26 protein-coding genes are annotated in these 22,131 nt (G+C 65.6%); 7 read left to right on the top strand and 19 right to left on the bottom strand.

What is annotated here, in order from left to right:
- The 6 genes from GGC65_RS10355 to GGC65_RS10330 form a co-directional block, all read right to left on the bottom strand.
- Positions 1–813 (bottom strand): hypothetical protein, encoded by an 813-nt coding sequence (locus GGC65_RS10355; protein WP_192647081.1) that lies wholly within the window; start codon positions 811–813, stop codon positions 1–3.
- Positions 814–819: 6 nt separating this feature from the next.
- Complete coding sequence (locus GGC65_RS10350) at positions 820–1,701, bottom strand: hypothetical protein (RefSeq protein ID WP_192647080.1); 882 nt, start codon at positions 1,699–1,701, stop codon at positions 820–822.
- A gap of 64 nt (positions 1,702–1,765) precedes the next feature.
- Positions 1,766–2,737 (bottom strand): 50S ribosomal protein L11 methyltransferase, encoded by a 972-nt coding sequence (locus tag GGC65_RS10345; protein WP_192647079.1) that lies wholly within the window; start codon positions 2,735–2,737, stop codon positions 1,766–1,768.
- Position 2,738: 1 nt separating this feature from the next.
- Positions 2,739–3,431 carry an SDR family NAD(P)-dependent oxidoreductase gene (locus GGC65_RS10340; protein ID WP_192647078.1) on the bottom strand — a complete coding sequence of 231 codons (693 nt, stop codon included), beginning with the start codon at positions 3,429–3,431 and terminating at the stop codon, positions 2,739–2,741.
- 53 nt (positions 3,432–3,484) lie between these two features.
- Positions 3,485–4,789: a methyl-accepting chemotaxis protein gene (locus GGC65_RS10335; RefSeq protein WP_225940766.1), complete on the bottom strand. Its 1,305-nt coding sequence runs from the start codon at positions 4,787–4,789 to the stop codon at positions 3,485–3,487.
- Between the two features lie 149 nt (positions 4,790–4,938).
- Positions 4,939–5,439, bottom strand: coding sequence for an Lrp/AsnC family transcriptional regulator (locus tag GGC65_RS10330; RefSeq protein WP_192647076.1), 501 nt, complete (start codon positions 5,437–5,439; stop codon positions 4,939–4,941).
- 158 nt (positions 5,440–5,597) lie between these two features.
- Here GGC65_RS10330 and ald point away from each other — a divergent pair, with 158 nt between their 5' ends.
- Complete coding sequence (ald, locus tag GGC65_RS10325; protein ID WP_192647075.1) at positions 5,598–6,713, top strand: alanine dehydrogenase; 1,116 nt, start codon at positions 5,598–5,600, stop codon at positions 6,711–6,713.
- 22 nt (positions 6,714–6,735) lie between these two features.
- The gene (locus GGC65_RS10320; protein ID WP_192647074.1) at positions 6,736–6,993 is read left to right on the top strand and encodes a hypothetical protein; all 258 of its coding nucleotides are present in this window, start codon (positions 6,736–6,738) and stop codon (positions 6,991–6,993) included.
- Between the two features lie 370 nt (positions 6,994–7,363).
- Here GGC65_RS10320 and GGC65_RS10315 read toward each other — a convergent pair whose 3' ends face one another.
- Entirely contained in the window at positions 7,364–7,582 is a 219-nt protein-coding gene (locus GGC65_RS10315) for a hypothetical protein (RefSeq protein WP_192647073.1), read from the bottom strand.
- Between the two features lie 107 nt (positions 7,583–7,689).
- Here GGC65_RS10315 and GGC65_RS10310 point away from each other — a divergent pair, with 107 nt between their 5' ends.
- From GGC65_RS10310 to sdhA, 4 genes are all read left to right on the top strand, one after another.
- On the top strand, positions 7,690–9,210 hold the full coding sequence (locus tag GGC65_RS10310; protein WP_192647072.1) for a hypothetical protein: 1,521 nt from the start codon (positions 7,690–7,692) through the stop codon (positions 9,208–9,210).
- Positions 9,211–9,434: 224 nt separating this feature from the next.
- Positions 9,435–9,815, top strand: coding sequence for a succinate dehydrogenase, cytochrome b556 subunit (sdhC, locus tag GGC65_RS10305; RefSeq protein ID WP_413052724.1), 381 nt, complete (start codon positions 9,435–9,437; stop codon positions 9,813–9,815).
- On the top strand, positions 9,808–10,215 hold the full coding sequence (sdhD, locus tag GGC65_RS10300) for a succinate dehydrogenase, hydrophobic membrane anchor protein (protein WP_192647070.1): 408 nt from the start codon (positions 9,808–9,810) through the stop codon (positions 10,213–10,215). Before sdhC ends, sdhD begins: the two co-directional genes overlap by 8 nt.
- A 1-nt stretch (position 10,216) precedes the next feature.
- Positions 10,217–12,019: a succinate dehydrogenase flavoprotein subunit gene (sdhA, locus tag GGC65_RS10295; protein ID WP_192647069.1), complete on the top strand. Its 1,803-nt coding sequence runs from the start codon at positions 10,217–10,219 to the stop codon at positions 12,017–12,019.
- 62 nt (positions 12,020–12,081) lie between these two features.
- Here the strand turns inward: sdhA and GGC65_RS10290 are convergent, their stop codons facing one another.
- The 5 genes from GGC65_RS10290 to leuC form a co-directional block, all read right to left on the bottom strand.
- Positions 12,082–12,375 (bottom strand): hypothetical protein, encoded by a 294-nt coding sequence (locus GGC65_RS10290; protein WP_192647068.1) that lies wholly within the window; start codon positions 12,373–12,375, stop codon positions 12,082–12,084.
- Positions 12,376–12,446: 71 nt separating this feature from the next.
- Positions 12,447–12,659 (bottom strand): DUF167 domain-containing protein, encoded by a 213-nt coding sequence (locus GGC65_RS10285; RefSeq protein WP_318780151.1) that lies wholly within the window; start codon positions 12,657–12,659, stop codon positions 12,447–12,449.
- Positions 12,660–12,724: 65 nt separating this feature from the next.
- On the bottom strand, positions 12,725–13,720 hold the full coding sequence (locus GGC65_RS10280) for an NADPH:quinone oxidoreductase family protein (RefSeq protein WP_192647067.1): 996 nt from the start codon (positions 13,718–13,720) through the stop codon (positions 12,725–12,727).
- A gap of 30 nt (positions 13,721–13,750) precedes the next feature.
- A complete protein-coding gene (gene leuD / locus GGC65_RS10275; RefSeq protein ID WP_192647066.1) occupies positions 13,751–14,341 on the bottom strand; it encodes a 3-isopropylmalate dehydratase small subunit in 591 nt (196 codons plus the stop codon).
- Positions 14,338–15,768 (bottom strand): 3-isopropylmalate dehydratase large subunit, encoded by a 1,431-nt coding sequence (leuC, locus tag GGC65_RS10270; RefSeq protein WP_192647065.1) that lies wholly within the window; start codon positions 15,766–15,768, stop codon positions 14,338–14,340. Before leuC ends, leuD begins: the two co-directional genes overlap by 4 nt.
- A 91-nt stretch (positions 15,769–15,859) precedes the next feature.
- Between leuC and GGC65_RS10265 the strand changes: the two genes are divergently transcribed.
- Positions 15,860–16,378, top strand: a complete 519-nt coding sequence (locus GGC65_RS10265; RefSeq protein WP_192647064.1) for a sterol desaturase family protein — start codon at positions 15,860–15,862, stop codon at positions 16,376–16,378.
- On the opposite strand, the gene GGC65_RS10260 is transcribed toward GGC65_RS10265, so the two are convergent.
- The 7 genes from GGC65_RS10260 to GGC65_RS10230 all read right to left on the bottom strand — a co-directional run bounded on the left by GGC65_RS10260 (position 16,375) and on the right by GGC65_RS10230 (position 22,116).
- A complete protein-coding gene (locus tag GGC65_RS10260; protein ID WP_192647063.1) occupies positions 16,375–17,055 on the bottom strand; it encodes a glutathione S-transferase family protein in 681 nt (226 codons plus the stop codon). The two genes, GGC65_RS10265 and GGC65_RS10260, sit on opposite strands and share 4 nt — an antisense overlap.
- Positions 17,043–18,020, bottom strand: coding sequence for an NAD-dependent epimerase/dehydratase family protein (locus GGC65_RS10255; RefSeq protein ID WP_192647062.1), 978 nt, complete (start codon positions 18,018–18,020; stop codon positions 17,043–17,045). The genes GGC65_RS10260 and GGC65_RS10255 overlap by 13 nt, the downstream gene beginning before the upstream one ends.
- A 68-nt stretch (positions 18,021–18,088) precedes the next feature.
- Complete coding sequence (locus GGC65_RS10250) at positions 18,089–19,393, bottom strand: serine hydrolase domain-containing protein (protein WP_192647061.1); 1,305 nt, start codon at positions 19,391–19,393, stop codon at positions 18,089–18,091.
- A gap of 43 nt (positions 19,394–19,436) precedes the next feature.
- Entirely contained in the window at positions 19,437–19,886 is a 450-nt protein-coding gene (locus GGC65_RS10245) for a hypothetical protein (RefSeq protein ID WP_192647060.1), read from the bottom strand.
- Complete coding sequence (locus tag GGC65_RS10240; protein WP_192647059.1) at positions 19,879–20,514, bottom strand: CoA transferase subunit B; 636 nt, start codon at positions 20,512–20,514, stop codon at positions 19,879–19,881. Before GGC65_RS10240 ends, GGC65_RS10245 begins: the two co-directional genes overlap by 8 nt.
- 1 nt (position 20,515) lies before the next feature.
- A complete protein-coding gene (locus GGC65_RS10235) occupies positions 20,516–21,406 on the bottom strand; it encodes an HAD family acid phosphatase (protein ID WP_192647058.1) in 891 nt (296 codons plus the stop codon).
- On the bottom strand, positions 21,406–22,116 hold the full coding sequence (locus GGC65_RS10230) for a CoA transferase subunit A (RefSeq protein ID WP_192647057.1): 711 nt from the start codon (positions 22,114–22,116) through the stop codon (positions 21,406–21,408). Before GGC65_RS10230 ends, GGC65_RS10235 begins: the two co-directional genes overlap by 1 nt.
- Positions 22,117–22,131: the final 15 nt, after the last annotated feature.

Raw genomic sequence — 22,131 nt, 5'->3', positions numbered from 1 at the left:
TCACTCGCCGCTTTTGCGTATCGTCGTCACCAACTGGCGCCGCTGCTGATAGGCTTCGCGGTCGGGCGGCACGGTGTAGATCCCGCGCAGCAGCGCCGCATCGTGATTCGACAGCTCGCGGCGCTCCGTCTCGCCGTCGAACAGCGCGAGGATAGACTCTTTCGGCGGCGGGGGATTGCTCCGGAATTCGGCGAGCGCGACCATTGCGGCATAGGATGCGACGGCATCGAGCGGCGTACCCTCGGCCTGTTCGACATCGATGACCACCGTCGCCGACTGGAGCGCGCGGACGACCTGCGTACTCACGATGCTGCTGTTATAGAGTTTCACGTAAAAATCGCTGATCGGCATGCCGTCGCGGCTTTCGTCGCGGGTCGTGTACCACCAGCGAATGGCGCCCGTCCCGTCGAGCACGCGGTCGCGCGCCACCGGCGCCAGCTCGGCGAATTGGTCGGGCGCCTTGCGGCGCACCGCGCGCGCGAGGCCGCGGCCGTCCGCGCTGAAGGCGATGACGATATTGGCCTGACAATCCGTGGGGGCGACAGGTGCGCCAGCGGCCGTGGCGACCGAGCGCACGCGCGCGTTGACGATGGCCGCGACCGCATCATCGACCCCAACCGTGCGCGGACACACGGGATCGGTCCACCGCGCGAGCGGCTTGAGCTGCACGACTCCGGCGCGCCGCACATATTCGGCCGCGCGCTTCTTGGCTTCTTCGCGGGTGATGGGGGTTCCGGTGACGATGATCGCGTCGGGATCGTCGCCGGCAATGGGCGCAGCGGCGAGCAGGGCGATCGCGGCAACCAGGCTCATCGTGCGTCAGTCATCGCCCGCGGGTTTGGCGATCGCGGCAACCAACCGTTGACGGTGTTGATGCGCTTCGCGGTCGGGCGGCAGGCTGTAGATCGCGCGCAGCAGCGTCCGATCCGCATCCGACAGCGTGCGCCGATCGTCTTCGCCATCGAACAGCGCGAGGATCGAGTTTCCGGGCGGCGGGGGATCGCCGTCCATTTCGGCCATCGCGACCATTGCGGCAAAGGAGGCGACGGAATCGAGCGGTGTGCCCTTGGCTCTTTCGACGTCGATTACCACGGTCGCGGCGGTCAGCGCGCGCACCGCTTGCGTGCCGACGATGCTCGATCCGCGGTGCGACAGCGTCGGGCCCGCACCCTGGATCACGGGGCCGCCGCCCTCGCTATGCCCGACGATCCATGGCAGCGGGGCAGTCGAGGCCGAGACCGCATCGCGGCTCTGCAATTGCGTGCTGTACCACCAGCGGACCGCGTCATCGCCATTGGTGACGCGCTCGCGCTCCGACGGTGACAGCTCGGCCAGCCGTTTGGGCGATTTGCGCAGCATCTCGCGCGTCAGGTCGCCGCCGTCCGACGCGAAGGCGATGGCGACATTGGTGCTGCAACCCTTTTTCGCGACACGCGCGCCGGCGGCGATGGCGACGTCGCGAACCCGCTGTTCGACGATGGCCGCCACCTCGTCGCCGACGCCGATGGCGCGCGGGCAGATCGGCGCAATCCAGCGCGCGACCGGGCGCAGTTCGGCGACCCCCGTTCGGCGGATGAATTCCTGCGCGCGCTCGCGCTGTTCGGCTTCGGTGACGGGTGTGCCGGTTACGACGATCGGATCAGGGGTTTCGCTGGCGACGGGCGCGGTGGCAAGCAAAGCGACGGCGGCAAACAGGCTCATGGCCGATTCCTCCCGATGATTTGCATCAGGCTAGCAAATCGTCAGGAGATTTCCAGCGTTTAGCTTACCAGCTTCCAAAGCTCGCATCCGACGGGCTGGCGCGGTGGAATGCGCGTTCCTTGCGGCGCCAGCCGTAACGGTGGCGCTTGATCAGCAACAGGCACGGCCATTCGGCGCTGCCGCCGCGTGCGGCGAGGCGGAAACCCTGCGCGCGATAGGCGGCGAGCACCGGCTCCATCTGGCGCGCGATCAGCCCCGCGAGGATCGCATGACCGCCGGGCGCGGTCGCCGCGGCGATATCGGGGGCCAGCGTAATCAGCGGCCCCGCCAATATGTTCGCGATAACCAGGTCGTATGGCGCACGATGCTTGATCGAGGGGTGATCGGTGCCCGGCGCGACCGCGAGCGCGAGCCGTCCGCCGCCACGGCCGAGCGGCATATTGTTGATCGCGGCATTGTCGCGCGTCACGAAAATGCTCGCCGGATCGATGTCCGACGCGATTGTCTTGGCGCGCGGCCACAGCGCCATCGCGGCGAAGGCGAGCAGGCCGGTGCCGGTCCCGATGTCGGCAATATTGCGCGGGCTCGCGCCCTGCCGCGCGAGCCGGTCGAGCATCGCCAGGCAACCCGCGGTCGTGTCGTGCCCACCGGTTCCGAACGCCTGGCTTGCATCGATCAGGAAGGCGGTGCTGCCCGCGGGTACGCGGTCGGCATAGCTGCTCGTGTGGACGAAGAAGCGCCCCGCCTGCACGGGTTCGAGCCCCTGCTGGCTCAGCGTGACCCAATCTTCTTCGGGCAGTTCGGCGACGACGGGCTTCTTGCCCTTCGCGCTGGGCACGAACGACTGGAGCAGTTTCAGCAGCGCTGCGCCGGGCTTGTCGTCCATATAGGCGTCGAGCTGCCACTCGCCCGCATCCTCGTCGATCTCGCGCGTCACGACGACCGGCGCCTCGGGCATCGCATCGAGCTCGGGGATTTCACCCGCCAGCGCCTCGGCCTCGTCGCGCGTGCAGGGGAGGGAGACGATCCAGCTCATCTCAGCGGACGTAGCTCGCGCCGTTGACGTCGAGCACCGCCCCGGTCATCGCGTCGGGCGCGTCGAGCGCGCACCAGCGCGCCATTTCGCCGACCTCATCGGGCATCGCCACGCGGCCTAGCGGGATCTCGGCGAGCAATTTCTCGCCGCCGCGGCTCGCCAGATATTCCTCGGCCATACCGGTCATCGTGAAGCCGGGGCAGATCGCGAAGGCGAGAATGCCGTCCTTGGCATAGGCACGCGCGATCGTCTTGGTCATCGCGACCATGCCCGATTTCGACGCCGCATAATGCCAATGCGCGGGGCTGTCGCCGCGATAGGCGGCGCGGCTCGCGATATTGACGATGCGGCCGGGAACGCCGCGTTCCTGCCAGTGCAATACCGCATGGCGGCAGAGCTGCGCGCTCGCGGTCAGATTGACCTGCATCGTGCGGTTCCAGGTTGCGAGCCAGTCGGCGTCGGGATCGCCCAGCGGATTGTCCTCGAACACGCCCGCATTGTTGATGAGCACGTCGATGCGGCCGTCCAGCCGGTCGAGGCTCGCCCGCCACAGCCGGTCGGGCGTCGCAGGGTCGGACAAGTCGCCGTCGGCGCTCGACAGCGCAACGACCTTGGTCGCGTCGGTGGTGAGGGCCTCGGCGATTGCGGCGCCAATGCCGCGGCTCGCGCCGGTGATCAGGATATGCGTGCTCATGCCCCCGCCTTAGGCAGCGGGGCAGGGCTTGCCAAGCGGGGGAGGCCGCTGTTTTACGCCACCCGGCGGCTGAACTCGCTTGCGGCATGTTCGAGCTGCTGCAGGCGCCCGCCCATCTTGGCGAATTCCTGGCTCAGCACGCTGATCTCGCTCGCGACCATACCCGAATCGTTGCGGATGCTGGCGATCGTCGACGACATGCTGTCGGCGGCGAGCGCGGTTTCGTCGACCGCGGCGGTGATCGAGGTGACCGTCTGCGCCTGCGCATCCATCGCGTCGCGAATGCGCTGCGCCGAGTTCTGGACTTCGACGATGGTCGCCTGGATCGACTGGTTCGCGTTCACCGATCCGCGCGTCGCCTGCTGGATCGCGGTGATCTTGCCCGCGATATCGTCGGTCGCGCGCGCGGTTTCGTTGGCGAGGCTCTTCACCTCCTGCGCGACGACGGCAAAGCCGCGGCCCGATTCGCCTGCGCGCGCGGCTTCGATCGTGGCGTTCAGGGCAAGCAGGTTGGTCTGGCCCGCAATCTCGCGGATCAGGCCCAGGATGGATTCGATCGATTCGGCGTGGTGCGACAGCGCTTCGGACATCGCGACGGCTTCGCCCGCCTGTTCGGACGCGCGCGTCGCGACGCTGGCGGAGGCTTCGACTTCGCTGCGCGCATCCTCGATCGCGCGGATCAGGCCCGCGGCGGTCGAGGCGGCTTCGCGCATCGCCATCGCCGATTGTTCGGAGGCGGCGGCGACTTCGCTCGTCTTGGCGATCATGCCCTTCGCCGCCTGGTCGGCCGAGGCGGCTTGCCGCGCGAGCTGGTCGCGTACCCCGTCGGTGTCCTGCACCAGCGACGCGATCGAGCGGTCGAAATCGCCCGCGAGCGTCTGTCGCTCGCTCGAAATCACCGCGCGGTCGAGCTTGGTCGCATAGCGCTGCATGATGTCGAATTCGAGCAGCGACAAGCGGTTGATCGCCGCGGTCAGCCGCGTCTGTCGCGCGGTGTCGCCGGCGGTCGCGTCGATCACGAATTCGATCGTGAGGCGCAGGCTTTCGCCGATGCACGACATCACCGACGCGAGCGGCAGCTTCACGCGCCGCGCCATATGCGTGTTCTGGCAGGCGATTGTCGCGACCTCCTGTCCCGCGGCGTCGCGATATTTGGAGGCGGTGTGCCGCGCGCTGCCCTGGACATAGGATTCGAAAAGCTCGCCCTCGACCTTGCGCTCGATGCCCGGCAGGGCGTTGAACGCCTGCCAATAGGCGCGCGCAATATGCTCTTCGCGGCCGGCGATGATGCCATAGATTTCGGCCGCGTCGGCGGCGAGCTGCCCGTCGAGATCATAATAGGGAAAGCGCTCGGCCATCAGAATCGGGTCGATTTGCTGCTTTTGAATGGGATTTTCCTTCACCATGATCCTGCTTCCCTGATCGATCCTGACCGCGCGAGTCTGCCGCCCGCATGCGTCCGCGAAACTGGTGAACGGGATATGCGATAGAAGTGGTAAAGGCGGTGTTAACCCGAAGCCGAGGTCTTGCCCTCGGCGCCCGACGATGGCCGGGGCACCGGATAGCCCTCGAACGCCTTGATCGTGCGCAGCGCAAAGGCGCTGTGCATCGCCGCGACCCCGGGCAGGCGCGACAGGCAGTGGCGGTGCAGCCGGTCGAAATCGGCGACATTGCGCGCCGCGACGCGCAGCCGATAATCCGACGCCCCCGACAGCAATTGGCATTCGAGGATCTCGTCGAAGCTCTTCACCGCACTCTCGAACGCGGTCAGCGCCTCCTCGCTCTGCGACGTCAGGCTGATATCGACGAACACGTCGAGCCCGAGCCCGATGCTGTCGGGGTTCAGCCGCGCGGTATAGCCGGTGATGATCCCCGCCGCCTCGAGCGCGCGGATGCGCCGATGGCACGCCGAGGCGGAGAGGCCGACGACTTCACCCAGTTCGGCCGCGGGGCGCGGTCCGCCGCGTTGCAGCAAGTCGAGCAGCTTTGCATCGATCCGGTCAATCATTGTGCGTCATCGATCTATTCCACGCCAAAATCGTGCAAATATGTCGCGAATCCGCGAAGGATATGCAAGCACCTCGCGAGCAGTTTCTGCTAAAAACGCCGACAAGTTTTCGGCGGCGCCAGTTGATCGCCGATGACATCCATATTCGGAGAGCGACCATGATCATCGGCACCCCCAAGGAAATCAAGAACCACGAATATCGCGTCGGCCTGACCCCCGAAAGCGCGCGCGAACTCGTCGTCCACGGCCACCGCGTGCTGGTACAGACCGGCGCGGGCGAGGGGATCGGCGCGCACGACCGCTATTATGTCGAAGCGGGCGCCGAGATCGTCCAGACTGCCGAAGAGATTTTCGCCACCTGCGACATGGTCGTGAAGGTCAAGGAACCCCAGCCCGTCGAGCGCGCGATGCTGCGCCCCGGGCAGATCCTCTACACCTATCTCCACCTCGCGCCCGATCCCGACCAGACGCGCGACCTGATGAAGTCGGGCGCCGTCTGCATCGCCTATGAAACCGTCACCAGCCCGCACGGCGGCCTGCCGCTCCTGAAACCGATGAGCCAGGTCGCGGGGCGCATGTCGATCCAGGCCGGCGCGACCGCGCTCGAAAAGGCGCATGGCGGCCGCGGCGTGCTCCTCGGCGGCGTCCCGGGCGTCGCGCCGGGCAAGGTCTGCGTGATCGGCGGCGGCGTCGTCGGCTTCAACGCGGCGCAGATGGCCGCGGGCCTCGGCGCCGACGTCACCATCCTCGACCGCGATCCCGAAGTGCTCGAACGCGTCGGCACCTTCTTCGAGGCACGCGCCAAGACGCGCTTCTCGAACCGCGCGAACCTCGCCGAATGCGTCGCCGAGGCCGACCTCGTCATCGGCGCGGTGCTGATCCCCGGCGCCGAGGCGCCGAAGCTCGTGACGCGCGAGATGCTCGGCACGATGCGTCCGGGCTCGGTGCTCGTCGACGTCGCGATCGACCAGGGCGGCTGTTTCGAAACCAGCCATGCGACGACCCACGCCGATCCGACCTATGTCGTCGACGGCATCGTCCATTATGCCGTCGCGAATATGCCGGGCGCGGTCGCGCGCACCAGCACCTATGCGCTCAACAACGTCACCCTCCCGCATGCGCTGCGCATCGCCGATCTCGGCTGGAAAGAAGCGTTGAAGCGCGACGTGCATCTTGCGCAGGGTTTGAACGTTTGGAATGGTAAGGTGACGTTCGAAGCCGTAGCCGAAGCGATCGGAACCGATTATGTGCCTGTGGAGCAGGCACTCGCCTGACCACAAGGACATAAGAGAGACGATGACCGACCAAGCGCCCCCTCCGCCGCAACACGACGACGAACAGGAAGAAAATGAAGTGCTGCGCGCCGCGCGCGAGCGGCAGCAGCAGAAGGAAGCGGCGGACGCCGCCGAAGCTGCCGACGCTGCCGACAGGGACGCGGCCAAGGGCGAAAACGGCAAGCGCGGTTGGAAAACCGCGGCTGCCGCGGGGCTCGGCATCGGCTCGGCCGCGGTGATCGCTGCACTGCTCTACGCGAACCGCGGCAAGATCAAGTAACGCACTTCCCCGTGCGCTGAAAGCGCCGGGCCTTGTAAATACGTCGTCTCGGACTTCGTCCGCGACAGGAAAGGGCGGCTGTGTGCCGCCCTTTTTGTTGTGACTATGGTTTGCAGGCTGTGATCGGATCGAAAAGGGATGGCGGGTGGAAGAAGAAATACGATCGATGCGCTGCTTGAATTCCATCTCAGGAAATGTTTTAGATCAAAGACATGATATCTGGACGGATATTTCTTCCGACAGATAATAACGGGCGTTCAACGGGGGTTGTTCATGCATTTTATTGGTTCCCGCCGGCTGGCGGCGATGGTTTCGCTCGCCGCGCTGAGCTTCACGCTTGCTGGCTGCGGCGGCGGGAGTGGTGGTGGCGTCAGCAGTACGCCTCCGCCTCCTGCGCCGACACCGACACCGACACCGACACCGGCGCCGACACCAACGCCGACGCCGACACCGACACCGACACCGACACCGACACCGGCGCCGACACCAACGCCGACGCCGACGCCGACGCCGACACCGGCGCCCACGCCCACGCCCACGCCCACGCCCACGCCGACACCGACGCCCACGCCGACGCCGGGTAATTCATCGCTTGTCGACCTGACGGTCAGTGAAACCTTTGTTGCCGACGGCGTGACCGGTGCGGCCTATTATCCTGGCGGTCTTCCCGGTGACGATCCGCGGGGACGGACGGCATTGACCATCAGCTATGATGCGGCATCGCAAAGCTATACGGTCAACACGCCCAATGGCTCGCGGACGTTCGGGCCGCAGGATCAGGCGTCCAGTGATGAGAACGCCACATATTATTCGTGGACGAACGGAAGCGATGCCGACGCGCTGATGTTGACGAAGGCCGGCGACAGCGGTCCATTCAACTATCGCTATGTCGCGGCGGGGCTGAAACGGTACCGTGCTGGCTCGGGAACCGAAGTCGGCCAGTTGACCCGCCTTGACGCTTTTACTTACGGTATCCGGACAGCCGATGCCGCCGTTCCGACTTCGGGAAGCGCTTCATTCGCCATTGGTATCACGGGGAACCAGGCGCTCGGCGATGCGGTGGGCCGTTTTGACGGCACCGGACTCCTCGCCGTGGATTTTGCAAATCTCGCCTTCACGGGATCCGGCCTGCTGACGTTTCGTTATCCCTCAAATCGCTATCCGCTGAGGCCGGATGGCCCCTATAGCCCTTATTTCGGCCGGTTCGCGACCAGCGGGACCTTGGGGTCGGGAAGCAATCTCTTCACGGGAACAATCGACTTCGAAATGCTCGCGGCATTTCGGGCGACCCTCGATGGACGTTTCTATGGCCCGGCTGCGGAAGAAATTGGCGCCACCTTTTCTGGTCTTGGCGTCAACGACCTGGCTTTGGTCGGGGCGATCATCGGTCGTAGAGGGAATGCCGCGCTCGAATATGAAACGCTGGCTGCGCTTCTGACACCGATCATGGTGTCGGAATCACATACCAACTTGCGCTATGTCGATAATGGTGCGGGCACCAGCTTCAGTTCGGTCGCCCTTGGCAGAGGGGATAGTGCAATCACGATTAACCCCGCACCGCTTTCCTATTTCGATGGCCAGGATTTTGGACCGGCGAACAAGGTTCCCGAACGGTCGGACGCCCGGTTTACCACCTATCAGATCGGATATGGTGAAAACCAGACAGTCTATCGCGTTTACAATGTCGGAAGCGGCAATGACCAGCTTGTCCTGAGCTATGCAACTTTCCTGCAGAGGGAGTTCACGGGTCCTGCTGGCGCGCGGTTCAACGAAACGTCGATCTTTGGCTTGCAGAGCAATTATAACTTTCTGCCGCGCTCGGGCCACGGCCTGTATCAAGGCGTCCTTCACGGCACCGCGATCGGATCGGACAATAATGCCGATCGCTTTGCGCTGACGGGGACCGCCGGCTTCGATTTCGATTTTGGCGCGGCGAGCTTCACCGGGACGCTGAATCCGACAGCGACCAATTTGCGAACGAACGTCGCCTCGTCGCTCGGCACTTTCACCGTCGCCAACGGGTCGCTGCCGGGCTTCAATGGCATGTCGGTTGCCTTCTTTGGTGACATCGTCGGGGCGCCGGGTGCGACGGGACGGATCGACGGCCGATTCTATGGCCCGCACGCGCAGGAGATCGCCGCGATATTTTCGCTGACGACACCGGGAGCGGGTACGACCCTCACGGGCATAGGCGCTTTGGTCGGAAAGGTGCAGTAGCTCGAAGGGTGATCGATGCGTGGCGGGTGACGCCTGCCGGACAACCACAGCGCGCTCCAAATTCTTGCAAGCTACGCTCCCTAAGCAATTGCATATCGTGGCGGGAAGGCTTAACCGGCACCGCATCGACCGTTTAGAGTCAGGACAGGGCTGATATGGCTGGCAATCAACCGAGCGCGCGTCCGCGCTCCCCGCATCTACAGGTGTATAAATGGACCCCCGCGATGGCGGTCTCCATCTTTCACCGCGTCAGCGGCGACGGTCTCGCGATCGTCGGCGGGCTGATGTTCCTCTGGTGGCTAGGCGCGCTCGCGGCGGGGCCCGAAGCCTATGCGGCATTCATCGCGTGCGTGTGGCACGATCCGAGCCCCGAAGTCAGCACGCTGCACCAGATCACCAATATCCTCGGCAAGGTCGTGCTGATCGGCCTGACCTGGGCCTTCTTCCAGCATCTCTTCTCGGGCCTCCGCCACTTCGTGCTCGACACGGGTGCGGGTTATGAACTCAAGACCAACAAGCTCTGGTCCGCCATGGTCTTCATCGGTTCGATCACCGCGACCGCCGCGGTCTGGCTCTATGTTTTCGCGGAGGCGCTCAATGGGTAACGGAACGCGTCTCGGCCGCGTGCGCGGGCTCGGCTCGTCGCACCATGGCTCCGCCCACTGGATCCAGCAGCGCCTGACGGCGCTCGCCAACATCCTGCTCGTCACCTGGTTCGTCGTCTCGATGTTCCGCCTGCCGCTGACCGACCATGGCGCGGTGCTGCGCTGGGCGTCGAACCCGACGGTCGCGCTCGCGCTGATCCTGCTCACCGCCAGCGTCTTTTGGCATCTGCGCCTCGGGCTGCAGGTGATGATCGAGGACTATGTGCACGGCGAGGCGACGAAGATTCTGTCGCTCGTCCTTTTGAACTTCTACGCGATCGGCGGCGCCGCTTACGGCATTTTCGCCATCATCCGCATCGCGCTGGCGCCCGCCGCCGGGATCGCCCCGGGGGGCATGTGACATGACCGAAGCCTACAAGATCATCGACCATATCTATGACACCGTCGTCGTCGGCGCCGGTGGATCGGGCCTGCGCGCCACGATGGGCAGTGCCGAAGCGGGGCTCAAGACCGCCTGCATCACAAAGGTGTTCCCGACGCGCAGCCACACCGTCGCGGCGCAGGGCGGCATCGCCGCCTCGCTCGGCAACAATTCGCCCGACCATTGGCAGTGGCACATGTACGACACCGTCAAGGGTTCCGACTGGCTCGGCGACCAGGACGCGATCGAATATATGGTGCGCGAGGCGCCGAACGCGGTCTACGAACTCGAGCACGCCGGCGTGCCGTTCAGCCGTAACCAGGACGGCACCATTTATCAGCGCCCGTTCGGCGGTCACATGCAGAATATGGGCGAAGGCCCGCCCGTGCAGCGCACCGCCGCCGCGGCCGACCGCACCGGTCATGCGATGCTCCATGCGCTTTATCAGCAGTCGCTGAAATATGACGCCGACTTCTTCGTCGAATATTTCGCGCTCGACCTGATCATGGAAGATGGCGCCTGCCGCGGCGTCATCGCGATGTGCCTCGAGGATGGCAGCATCCACCGTTTCCGCAGCCAAGCCGTCGTGCTCGCGACCGGCGGTTACGGCCGCAGCTATTTCACCGCGACCTCGGCGCACACCTGCACCGGCGACGGCGGCGGCATGGTGCTGCGCGCCGGCCTGCCTTTGCAGGACATGGAATTCGTCCAGTTCCACCCGACCGGCATCTATGGCGCCGGCGTCCTCATCACCGAGGGTGCGCGTGGCGAGGGCGGGTACCTCACCAACTCCGAGGGCGAGCGTTTCATGGAACGCTATGCCCCGTCGGCGAAGGACCTCGCGTCGCGCGACGTCGTGTCGCGCTCGATGGCACTCGAAATCCGCGAAGGCCGCGGCGTCGGCCCGCACAAGGATCATATCTTCCTGCACCTCGATCATATCGATCCCGCGGTGCTCCACGAACGGCTTCCGGGCATCACCGAAAGCGGCAAGGTGTTTGCGGGCGTCGACCTGACGCGCCAGCCGCTGCCCGTCGTGCCGACGGTCCATTACAATATGGGCGGCATCCCCTGTAACTATCATGGCGAAGTCGTGACCTTGGGCAAGGACGGTCCCGACACCGTCGTCCCCGGCCTGTTCGCGGTCGGCGAAGCCGCGTGCGTGTCGGTGCATGGCGCGAACCGTCTCGGCTCGAACAGCCTGATCGACCTCGTCGTCTTCGGCCGTGCGACCGGCCACCGCCTCAAGGAAATCCTGAAGCCCGGCGCGGCGCAACCCGCGCTGCCCAAGGACAGCGCCGACCTCGCGCTCGGCCGTCTTGACCATTTCCGCAATGCCAACGGCGGCTCGCCGACCGCGGAAATCCGCCTCGAAATGCAGCGCGCGATGTCGGCCCACGCGGCGGTGTTCCGCACCGACGAGCTGATGGCCGAGGGCAAGGAAAAGCTGACCAAGACCTATCAGCGGATGAACGACATCCATGTCACCGACCGCAGCCTGATCTGGAACACCGACCTCATCGAAACGCTCGAGCTCGACAACCTGATTTCGCAGGCGACGGTGACCATGCATTCGGCGTTCAACCGCAAGGAAAGCCGCGGCGCCCACGCGCATGAGGATTTCCCGAACCGCGACGACGCGAACTGGATGAAGCACACGGTCAGCTGGTTCGACGGCTGGGGCGGCAAGGGCGGCGGCGTCCGCCTCGATTACCGCCCGGTCCACGAATATACGCTGTCCGACGACGTCGAATATATCAAGCCGAAGGCGCGCGTTTACTGATCGGTTTTTAGCGGATGTGCGGGGTCGCGAGCGATCGCGGCCCCGTTTGCTTGGCTACCGCGCTATTCGCCGAACAGGCTGCGCACCGGGTTGATGTCGGAAAAGGGCACGTCGACGTCGTTGCCCATGATCCACAGCTTTTGGCATGCGATGGCAAAGAACATCACCGCGATCGTCCAGACGATAAAGGTCTTGCGGGCGATCCAGCGGCGCTCGGCCTCTTCGGCCTTGGCGCGGGCCTTGTAGTCGATCCCGAGTTCGCCCTCGAATTCGGCGACAAGCTGCGCACGGCGCGTACGCGAAATATTCGCGATGCTCGCGTCTCCCTCCACGCTTTTGGTGCGGCGCTTCGCCATTGATCCACCTTGGTCCAGCTAGTCCTGCTCCGGACATAGCGCCCAGCTCCTGCCAATTGGTTAACTGGGCGCTATCGGTTCGTCGCAATTCCGATCAATTTTATCCGCGCGGTCGCGCCGCGCAGCAGCGTCAGATCGCGCGGTGGACGGCCCAATGCGGCGGCGAGCAGGCGCAGCACCGCCTCATTCGCGGCACCGTCGGCGGGCGGAGCGGTGACGCGGAGATGTACAGTGTCCCCCTCGATCGTCACCGCCTCGCGGCTGGCGCCCGGCGTCACCCGCACTGCGATCCGTCCCGATGCGGCGAGCGCGCGCAGCGCTTCGGTCAGCGCGGGATCGGGCCGATATTTCAGATGGTGACGACCAGCTTGCCGACGGCGCTGCGGTCGCCGAGCTTGGCGATTGCCTTGCCGCCGTCTTCGAGGCTGAAGCTCTCGGTGACGCGCGGCTGGATCTTGCCCTGCTCCCACAGCTGGAACAGCCGCGCGATATTGGCGCGGTTGCGCGCGGGTTCGCGCATCACGAAGGCGCCCCAGAACACGCCCGCGACGTCGCAGCTCTTGAGCAAGGTCAGGTTGAGCGGCAGGCGCGGAATGCCCGCGGGGAAACCGACGACGAGATAGCGGCCCTCCCACGCGATCGAGCGCAGCGCGGGCTCGGCATAATCGCCGCCGACCGCATCATAGATGACGTTCGCGCCATTGGGGCCGACCGCCGCCTTGAATTTTTCGGCGAGCGCCTTCGACGCGTCCTTGTCGAAGGGCTGGTAGCCATAGACGACAACCTCGTCGGCGCCGGCCTGGCGCGCGATCTCGGCCTTCGCCTCGCTCGACACGCCCGCGACGACGCGCGCGCCGAACGCCTTGCCCAGCTCGACCGCCGCAATCCCGACGCCGCCCGAAGCGCCGAGAACGAGCAACGTGTCGCCCTCTCCGATATGGCCGCGATCGACGAGCGCGTGGATGCTGGTGCCATAGGTCATCAGCAGCGAGGCGCCCGCCGCGAAATCATGTGCTTCGGGCAGGTGATAGACATTATGCACCGACACCGAGACGGCTTCGGACATGCCGCCGTTGCCGCAGCCCGCGATCACCCGGTCGCCGACCTTGAACTCGGTCACGCCCTCGCCGACTTCGGCGACGAGGCCCGCGACCTCGCCGCCGGGGGCAAAGGGGCGTTCGGGGCGGAACTGATATTTATCCTCGATGATGAGGACGTCGGGGAAGTTGACCGCGCAGGCCTTCACGTCGATCACGATCTGGCCCTTGCCCGCGGTCGGGCGCGGAAGCTCGCCCAGCGTGAGCGTATCGGGGCCGCCGGTTGCGGTCGACAAGAGAGCCTTCATCATCTTCTCCTCTATGGTGTTTGTTGAGCCTTATGCCGCGGGCCGCATCCACGGCCGGTCGGCGTCGAGTTTCGCCTCATAGGCACCGATCGCGGCGTCGCTCTTTTCGGTGAGCGAAATCTCGTCGAGCCCCTCGAGCAAACACATCTTGCGGAACGGATCGATCTCGAAGGTGAAGCGGTCCTGGAACTGCGTCGTCACCGTCTGATGCTCGAGGTCGACGAACACCGGATCGGTCGCCGCGACCTCCATCAGCCGGTCGATGGCCGATTGGGGCAGCACGACGGGAAGGATACCGTTCTTGACCGCATTGCCCGAGAAAATGTCCGAATAGCTGGGCGCGATCACGACGCGGATGCCGAGGTCGCCGAGCGCCCATGCGGCATGTTCGCGGCTCGACCCGCAACCGAAATTGTCGCCCGCGATCAGGATCGGCGCGCCCTTATACTCGGCGCTGTCGAACAGATTGTCGGGGTCCTTGCGGATCGCCTCGAACGCGCCGCGGCCCATGCCCTCGCGCGTCGTCGTCTTCAGCCAGTGCGCGGGGATGATGACGTCGGTATCGACATTCTTGAGCCCGAACGGAATCGCGCGGCCTTCGACCTTGTCGAGCGGGGTCATGCCAGGAGCTCCCGTACATCGGTGAGCTTGCCCGTCACCGCCGCTGCCGCCGCCATCGCGGGGCTGACGAGGTGCGTGCGTGCGCCGGGCCCCTGGCGGCCGACGAAATTGCGGTTGCTCGTCGAGGCGCAGCGTTCGCCGGCGGGCACCTTGTCGGGGTTCATCGCGAGGCATGCCGAACAACCGGGTTCGCGCCATTCGAGCCCCGCGTCGGTGAAGATGCGGTCGAGCCCTTCGGCTTCGGCTTGCGCCTTCACCAGACCCGAACCGGGAACGACGATCGCCCATTTGACATTGTCGGCCTTGTGGCGGCCCTTGATCACCGCTGCGGCGGCGCGCAGATCCTCGATGCGGCTGTTGGTGCAGCTGCCGATGAAGATATTCTCGATCGGGACGTCCTGCATCCGCGTGCCCGGCTCGAGGCCCATATAGGCGAGCGACTTGGCGGCGGCGGTCTGCTTCGACGGATCGGCGAAGCTGCCCGGGGCGGGGACGACGCCGGTGATCGGCACGACATCCTCGGGGCTGGTGCCCCAGGTGACGCTTGGCGCGATGTCCGCGGCGTCGATCACGACGGTCTTGTCATAGTTCGCGCCCGGGTCGGTCGCGAGGCTCTTCCAATAGGCGACCGCCGCATCCCAGTCGGCGCCCTTCGGCGCATAGGGACGGCCCTTGAGATAGGCGAAAGTCGTCTCGTCGGGCGCGATCAGCCCCGCACGCGCGCCGCCCTCGATCGCCATGTTGCTGACGGTCAGACGGCCCTCGATGCTGAGCGCGCGGATCGCGCTGCCGGTATATTCGATGACATGGCCGGTGCCGCCCGCAGCGCCGATGACGCCGGTGATGTGGAGGATGATGTCCTTCGCCGACACGCCGGGGCCGACCTCGCCCTCGACGCGCACTTCCATCGTCTTCGACGGCTGGAGCAGCAAAGTCTGCGTCGCGAGCACATGCTCGACCTCGCTTGTCCCGATGCCGAAGGCGAGCGCGCCGATGCCGCCGTGGCACGCGGTGTGGCTGTCGCCACAGACGATCGTCGTGCCGGGCAGCGAGAAACCCTGCTCGGGGCCGACGACATGGACGATGCCCTGCTCGGGCGCGACGGCATCGATGTAGCGGATGCCGAACTCGGGGGCGTTCTTTTCGAGCGCCGCCAATTGCGCCGCGCTTTCGGGGTCGGCGATCGGCAGCTTGTTGCCGTTCGCGTCGAGCCGCGCGGTCGTCGGCACATTATGATCGGGCACCGCGAGCGTCAGGTCGGGGCGGCGGACCGTGCGCCCGTTAGCACGTAGTCCCGCGAACGCCTGTGGGCTGGTGACTTCATGGACAAGGTGACGGTCGATGAAGATCAGGGCAGTACCATCGGGGCGCTGTTCGACGACATGCGCGTCCCAGATTTTCTCATAGAGGGTGCGGGGCCGAGTCATGCGGTTCACTTAGCCCTACTCGACAACTTTGCAAGCGAGTGGCGATCAAAAACGCAATTTTCGGTCGCGCATCATGGCGTATAAAGGGGCCATGTCGACGCTCGCCATCCTCGCGCTCATCCTTGCCACAATCGTGGCGATGGAGTTGGTCGCGTGGGCGAGCCACAAATATATCATGCACGGCTTCGGCTGGGCATGGCACCGCGACCACCATGAACCGCATGACAAGATGCTGGAAAAGAACGATCTGTTCGGCATCGTCGGCGCCGCGATGAGCATTTCGATGTTCGCCATCGGTAGCCCGATGATCATGGGTGCGGATGCGTGGGACCCCGGAACATGGATCGGGCTCGGCATCCTCTTCTACGGGATCATCTACACGCTCGTGCACGACGGGCTCGTCCACCAGCGCTATTTCCGTTGGGTGCCGCGGCGTGGCTATGCGAAGCGGCTCGTGCAGGCGCACAAGCTCCACCATGCGACGATCGGCAAGGAGGGCGGCGTCAGCTTCGGCTTCGTCTTCGCGCGCGATCCGGCGAAGCTGAAGGCTGAATTGAAGGCGCAGCGCGAGGCCGGCGTTGCCGTCGTGCGCGAGGCGCTCGCCGACTAGGCCGTGCGATAGTCGGCGGTAATCGCGCCCGCTGCCATCAACTCGGCTTCGTGGCTTTCCTCGCGCCAGCTTTCGGCGAGCGCCTGCCGTTCCCAATCCTGCATCGCGGGATGCGCGAGCATATGGTCGACCCACGCCTGTCCGGCGCCGACGTCGAGACCATAGGTGCGGATGCGGAAGGCGACGGGCGCAAAGAAGGCGTCGACCGCGGTGAAGCGGTCGCCCGCGAGGAAGGGCCCGCCGAAGCGCGACAACCCCTCGGCGAACAATTCGCGGATGCGCGCGACGTCGAGGCGGAGCGCGCCCGACGGCGGTTTCGGCGTCACACGTACCCCGACATTCATCGTGCAATCGTTGCGCAGCGCCGAAAAGCCGCTGTGCATTTCGGCCGTCGCGCATTGCGCCCAGGCGCGCGCGTCGGGGTCGGTCGGCCACACCCCCTCGTGCCGGTCGGCAAGATAGAGCGTGATACCGAGCGAATCATAAACCGTCCGACCCTCGTCGAGCAGCGCGGGCAACTGTCCGGTCGGTGAAAAACTGCGAAACTCGTCATAGTTGATCGGATTGCTGAACGGCTCGATCTGGTCCTCGAACGCGATGCCGAGCGCGCGCATCAGCATCCACGGGCGGAGCGACCAGCTCGAATAATTGCGATTGGCGGTGATCAGCACATACATGCTTCGCGCTCCTGTGCGATGATGGGGGAGGTATAGTCGGGGTCGTGCGCAAAGGGCAGTTCGGTGCCGTTGCGCAGCGCTGCGAGTAGGCTGCGAAAGTCACTCTTCGCGCGCCAACCGAAGCGGCGTTCGGCGTGCGACGGATCATACACACGGTCGATGATCTCGGGGAGCACCCAGCCGTTGGTGGCATAAAGCTCGGCGGCTTCGGGATAGTACCGCGCGATCACGGCGCGCGCGTCGCGGGCCAGCTCCTCGGCGTCTTCGCGCACGAACGGCGGCGGGGCGGAGAGGATGAAGGTGTCGCAGCCGATCTGCGGCGCGGCTTCGAGCGCAGCGAGATGCGCCGCGGCGGCATCCTCGACCGTCAGGCGGCGATTGAGCAGTTCGTTCGCTTTCAGGTTGGGACCGCTCGGCACCGCATGCGTGTCGTCATCCTCGGGGAAGAAGCGCCCGGTGCGCAGGATCAGGGCAGCGATGCCATGCTCGCGGTGCACCAGCTTCACCGCCTGTTCGGCGGCGAGCTTGGTGATCCCGTAAATGTTGCGCGGCTCGATCGGACCGAAATCCTCGTCCATCCACCACGCGCCCTTTTCGCCCGCGCCTTCGCGCACATCGGCGCGCACCATCAGCGAGGTCGTCGAGGTGAACAGGAAACGGTCGTTGCCTGCCGCGACCGCTGCCTCGATCAGGTTCAGCGTGCCCGTCACATTGACGTCGACGAACGCCTGGCGCGGATAGCGCACGATGTCGGGCTTGTGCAGCGCGCCGCCATGGATCACCGCCTCGATGCCATGCTCGCCCATCGTCCGGTCGATCAGCGCGCGGTCGGCGACGGTGCCGATCACCTGCGTATATGCGCCGGGAACGACGTCGAGCCCTATGACCTCATGCCCGTTTTGGGCGAGGAGGGGAGCGAGATAGCGCCCGAGCCAGCCCGACGATCCGGTCAGCAGCACGCGCATCGATCTATCTCCTCCCGGCCTTGCCCGCGCGCCTCATACACAGGCAGCGGACGACGGGGCAAGCGCGGTCAGCCTTTCGGCTCTGCGGCCGGCGGCGCTTTTGCGGCGCTACCGGTCGGCGCGGGCAGTTCGCTGAGGTCGAGCCAGCCCGCGTCGTCGCGCTTGTGATAGCTGTCGATCACCGTGAAGGGGATGCGGAACGGAAATCCCCAATCGCTGTTCCACAGCGCGACGACGCCCGTCCGCGTCGACGGTTCGAAAATCATCGTCGCGCGATAACCCTCGACCGCACCCGAATGGCCTTCGAGCCGGCCGCCGGCATAGGTGAAGCTGCGCCAGCCGAGGCCATAGCCTGCTTCGCCCGTGGCGGCCCGCAAGGTGCCGCCATAAAGCCGCCCCGTGCCGACGCGCGGACGATGCGCAATCTGGAGCACCTCGCCCGGCAGCACATCGGGGCGGCTGCCCATCATCGCCTGCATCCAGGTTGCGAAATCGACGATATCGCTTTCGACCCCTGCGGCGGCGGGAACGCGCCAATAGGCTTCCTTGATCGGGCGCACCTGCGCGCCTCGGTGCGGTTTCGCCCAGTCTTTCGCGCTCGTCAGCCGGTCCTTCCCATAACCCGCGCTCACCATGCCGAGCGGGCGGAAAAACCGGTCCTCGACCGCATCGGCGAACAGCTCGTTCGCCGCCTTGCCCAATATCTCGCTCGCGGTGTCGAAGGCGATATTCTGATAGGTGTGGCAGGTGCCGGGCTCGCACTGCAGCGGTGCGAGGGCAAGGCTCGCGCGTAGCAGCTGCGGGCTCTGTCCTTCCTCCAGCTTTTCGTCATAGGCGTTTTTGGTGAGGCCGGTCCGCTGCGCGAGCAGGTCGCCCACCGTGATCTTTTCCTCGGCGCCGCCCGGCAGGCGCAGCGACGTGCGCCAGCTGGCGACCGACCGGTCCAGATCGACCTTGCCATCCTTGGCCAGCGCCGCCGCCAGGGCCCCCGTTGCGGTCTTGGACACCGACGCCCAGCGGAACAGCGTCTGCGCGGTAACCGGCGCTCCGGTCGATTTGTCGGCGACGCCATAGGTGCGGACAAAGCTGAGTTTGCCGTCCTCGACCACCGCCACCGCCAGCCCCGCCATTTCGGGCCGCTGCGATAAGGCAGTAAGTTGCTTGTCGAGCGCGCGATAATCGATCCGCCCGCGCCATTCGGCGGGCGTATCGGGCAGGTTTTCCGCCGCCTTGATCGGGATCGGGACGCTCGCGAGCGGATGCTTCCCGCCGAGCGCGTGAATGCCGAACCAGCCCACAAGTCCCAACGCGACGACCGCGATGAGATAGGTGAAAACCGGCTTCCTCGACTTGCTTTTAGACTGCGACCTCATAATTGGCGGCCGTCTTAGCCGCGACATCCGCCGCCGTCACCCCTCAGGGCGCAAGATGGCCCCACGCCTTGAACGTCCCACCGGCATAAACCGCGCCGTAGATGAAGACGATCAGCGAAGACCAGATCGCAAAACTGTCCGTATGTTGCGGCCGCCACATATGGAGCGGCACGAAAAGAAGCCCGCGGAGCAGATAGATGGCGGCAATGACGATCAGTCCCGTCCGCAGCAGCGGCAGGCGCGGGAGCGATCCGGCGCCCGAAAAGGCATAGGCGGCCCAGATCAGCAGGACGGCGGCGATGCCCAGCGTGATCAGCGTTGGTCGCATATCGCCGCGCGCCGCGGCGCGCGCCATGCCTTCACCCGCGCCGAAGAAGCGGTACCAGTCGGGGCCGCCGAAGATGCAGGCGATATGCAGCAGCGCGGCCAGAACCGACAGCCACCCGCCGACGATCAGCCAGGTGGTGCCGGGATTGGCGGCGACATTATGCAATATAATGCGCCGTGGTCTTTTCGGCGACCTCTTCGGCGGTGACGCCCGGCGCGAGCTCGATCAGCTTGAACGGGCTGGAATGATCGTCGCGCTTGAACACCGCGAGGTCGGTGATGATCATGTCGACGACATTCTTGCCGGTCAGCGGCAGCGTGCACGCCGGGATGAATTTCGGGCTGCCGTCTTTGGCATTATGTTCCATCACGACGATGATCTTCTTGACCCCGGCGACGAGGTCCATCGCGCCGCCCATGCCCTTGATCATCTTGCCCGGGATCATCCAGTTGGCGATGTCGCCATTTTCGGCGATCTCCATCGCGCCCAGCACGGTCAGGTCGATATGCCCACCGCGGATCATCGCAAAGCTGTCGGCGGAGCTAAAATAGGCCGACTGCGGCAACTCGCTGATCGTCTGCTTGCCCGCGTTGATCAGGTCGGCGTCCTCGTCGCCCTCGAACGGGAAGGGGCCGATGCCGAGCATGCCGTTCTCCGACTGCAGCGTCACCGTCATCCCCGCGGGGATATGGTTCGCGACCAAGGTCGGGATACCGATGCCGAGGTTGACGTAATAGCCGTCCTGCAGTTCCTTCGCGGCGCGCGCCGCCATATCATCACGCGTCCAGGCCATGTCAGTTAGGCTCCCATTGCTTGTCGGAGGGGAAGGCGTCGCCCCAGCCCAGTTTTTCCCACGGGCCGTAGACGGGGTTGGGGAACAGGAACCAGCCCTTGTCCCAAAGTGCAGTGGCGCCCGCGCTCGTCGCGAGCGCCATGCGCTGCGCCGCGGGCAAGTCCTTGACGTTGAACTGCTGGCTGAAATCGCCAAGCTGGTCTCCGCCCAAAATGATCACGCAATATTTCGACGCGATCGCCGCGCGGCGGCCGTCCTTGCTAGACCCGCCCGCGTCGTCGCCCATCAGAAAGAGCGTCTCGCCATGCTTGAACTCGCCGAGCCCCGCGGCGCGGAGCGTATCCTCGCTGCCCTTGGCATTGGCGGCGCTGCGGTTGGTGTTGGCGATCACGGCGATCCCCGCGGCGCGGAGTTTGTTCACCATCTCGACCGTTCCGGGCATCGCGACCGCCTTGCCCGCGCCGGTCTTTTCCCACTGGTCCCAGACCTTCGCGTCGAACGCCGTGCCCTTCTCGGCGAAATAACGCATCGGGCCGAGGTTCCAGATCAGCGTCTCGTCGGCGTCGAACACCGCGGCGAAGGGCTTGTTGCCGCACGGCTCGAACGTCGGCGCGTCCATCGTCGCGCTGGGCGCCAGCACGACGCTGTCCTTCGGCCGCTGCTTGATCCGTCCCACGCCATAGTCGGCGATCCGCGCATTGGTCGCGCGCACCGCGACGGCCGCCTCGGGCGAGCCATAGAGATATTGCAACGCGACCGGCGGCTTCTCGGCTGTGGCGGGCGCGGGTGCCGGCAGGGGGGCGGGCGGCGGAGCCGGAGCCGTCGCCACCTCTGCCGGCGCGCTCGCGCACCCGGCAAGGAGCAGCGCGGCGGTAAGGGCGAAACTACGCATCACGCTGCTTCGCGCGGACGCGTCGTGCGGAATTCGATCTTCTTGTCATAGGGCGCGCCGACGATCATGCGCTTCACATAGATGCCGGGCAGGTGGATGCTGTCGGGGTCGAGGCTGCCGGTCGGCACGATTTCCTCGACCTCGGCGACGCAGATCTTCGCCGCGGTCGCCATCGGCTGGTTGAAGTTGCGCGCGGTCTTGCGGAAGATCAAATTGCCGCTTTCGTCGGCCTTCCATCCCTTGATGATCGCAAGGTCGGCGAAGATGCCGCGTTCGAGGATATAATCCTGCCCGTCGAAATTCTTCACCTCCTTGCCCTCGGCGACGAGCGTGCCGACGCCGGTCTTGGTATAGAAGCCGGGGATGCCCGCGCCGCCCGCGCGGCAGCGTTCGGCGAGCGTGCCTTGCGGGCAGAATTCGACCTCGAGCTCGCCCGCCAGATATTGCCGCTCGAACTCCTTGTTCTCGCCCACGTAAGACGAGATCATCTTCTTGACTTGGCGCGTGCGGAGAAGTTTGCCGAGCCCTTCGCCGTCGATGCCCGCATTGTTGCTGGCGATCGTGATATCCTTGGTGCCCGCGTCGCGGATCGCATCGATCAGCCGCTCGGGGATGCCGCACAGGCCGAAGCCGCCCGCGCAAATCTGCATGCCGTCGAAGAGGAGGCCGTCGAGCGCGGCTGCTGCGTCGGAATATTGCTTGTTCGCCATGAAGAGGCCTCCTTG

Origin of the sequence: Sphingopyxis sp. OAS728, assembly GCF_014873485.1 — a bacterium.
GTDB lineage: Bacteria > Pseudomonadota > Alphaproteobacteria > Sphingomonadales > Sphingomonadaceae > Sphingopyxis.
This window is presented reverse-complemented; position numbering and strand designations above follow the sequence as displayed.

Excerpts from the sequence above, each read along its gene's own strand:
- sdhC (WP_413052724.1), top strand. The coding sequence starts at position 9,435 with ATGGCGGTCTCCATCTTTCACCGCGTCAGCGGCGACGGTCTCGCGATC.
- GGC65_RS10340 (WP_192647078.1), bottom strand. The coding sequence starts at position 3,431 with ATGAGCACGCATATCCTGATCACCGGCGCGAGCCGCGGCATTGGCGCC.
- ald (WP_192647075.1), top strand. The coding sequence starts at position 5,598 with ATGATCATCGGCACCCCCAAGGAAATCAAGAACCACGAATATCGCGTC.
- GGC65_RS10330 (WP_192647076.1), bottom strand. The coding sequence starts at position 5,439 with ATGATTGACCGGATCGATGCAAAGCTGCTCGACTTGCTGCAACGCGGC.
- GGC65_RS10345 (WP_192647079.1), bottom strand. The coding sequence starts at position 2,737 with ATGAGCTGGATCGTCTCCCTCCCCTGCACGCGCGACGAGGCCGAGGCG.
- GGC65_RS10335 (WP_225940766.1), bottom strand. The coding sequence starts at position 4,789 with ATGGCCGAGCGCTTTCCCTATTATGATCTCGACGGGCAGCTCGCCGCC.
- GGC65_RS10280 (WP_192647067.1), bottom strand. The coding sequence starts at position 13,720 with ATGAAGGCTCTCTTGTCGACCGCAACCGGCGGCCCCGATACGCTCACG.
- GGC65_RS10315 (WP_192647073.1), bottom strand. The coding sequence starts at position 7,582 with ATGAATTACCCGGCGTCGGCGTGGGCGTCGGTGTCGGCGTGGGCGTGG.
- sdhA (WP_192647069.1), top strand. The coding sequence starts at position 10,217 with ATGACCGAAGCCTACAAGATCATCGACCATATCTATGACACCGTCGTC.
- leuC (WP_192647065.1), bottom strand. The coding sequence starts at position 15,768 with ATGACTCGGCCCCGCACCCTCTATGAGAAAATCTGGGACGCGCATGTC.
- GGC65_RS10230 (WP_192647057.1), bottom strand. The coding sequence starts at position 22,116 with ATGGCGAACAAGCAATATTCCGACGCAGCAGCCGCGCTCGACGGCCTC.
- sdhD (WP_192647070.1), top strand. The coding sequence starts at position 9,808 with ATGGGTAACGGAACGCGTCTCGGCCGCGTGCGCGGGCTCGGCTCGTCG.
- GGC65_RS10355 (WP_192647081.1), bottom strand. The coding sequence starts at position 813 with ATGAGCCTGGTTGCCGCGATCGCCCTGCTCGCCGCTGCGCCCATTGCC.
- GGC65_RS10240 (WP_192647059.1), bottom strand. The coding sequence starts at position 20,514 with ATGGCCTGGACGCGTGATGATATGGCGGCGCGCGCCGCGAAGGAACTG.
- GGC65_RS10350 (WP_192647080.1), bottom strand. The coding sequence starts at position 1,701 with ATGAGCCTGTTTGCCGCCGTCGCTTTGCTTGCCACCGCGCCCGTCGCC.
- GGC65_RS10265 (WP_192647064.1), top strand. The coding sequence starts at position 15,860 with ATGTCGACGCTCGCCATCCTCGCGCTCATCCTTGCCACAATCGTGGCG.
- GGC65_RS10290 (WP_192647068.1), bottom strand. The coding sequence starts at position 12,375 with ATGGCGAAGCGCCGCACCAAAAGCGTGGAGGGAGACGCGAGCATCGCG.
- GGC65_RS10320 (WP_192647074.1), top strand. The coding sequence starts at position 6,736 with ATGACCGACCAAGCGCCCCCTCCGCCGCAACACGACGACGAACAGGAA.
- GGC65_RS10250 (WP_192647061.1), bottom strand. The coding sequence starts at position 19,393 with ATGAGGTCGCAGTCTAAAAGCAAGTCGAGGAAGCCGGTTTTCACCTAT.
- GGC65_RS10255 (WP_192647062.1), bottom strand. The coding sequence starts at position 18,020 with ATGCGCGTGCTGCTGACCGGATCGTCGGGCTGGCTCGGGCGCTATCTC.
- GGC65_RS10235 (WP_192647058.1), bottom strand. The coding sequence starts at position 21,406 with ATGCGTAGTTTCGCCCTTACCGCCGCGCTGCTCCTTGCCGGGTGCGCG.
- leuD (WP_192647066.1), bottom strand. The coding sequence starts at position 14,341 with ATGACCCCGCTCGACAAGGTCGAAGGCCGCGCGATTCCGTTCGGGCTC.
- GGC65_RS10260 (WP_192647063.1), bottom strand. The coding sequence starts at position 17,055 with ATGTATGTGCTGATCACCGCCAATCGCAATTATTCGAGCTGGTCGCTC.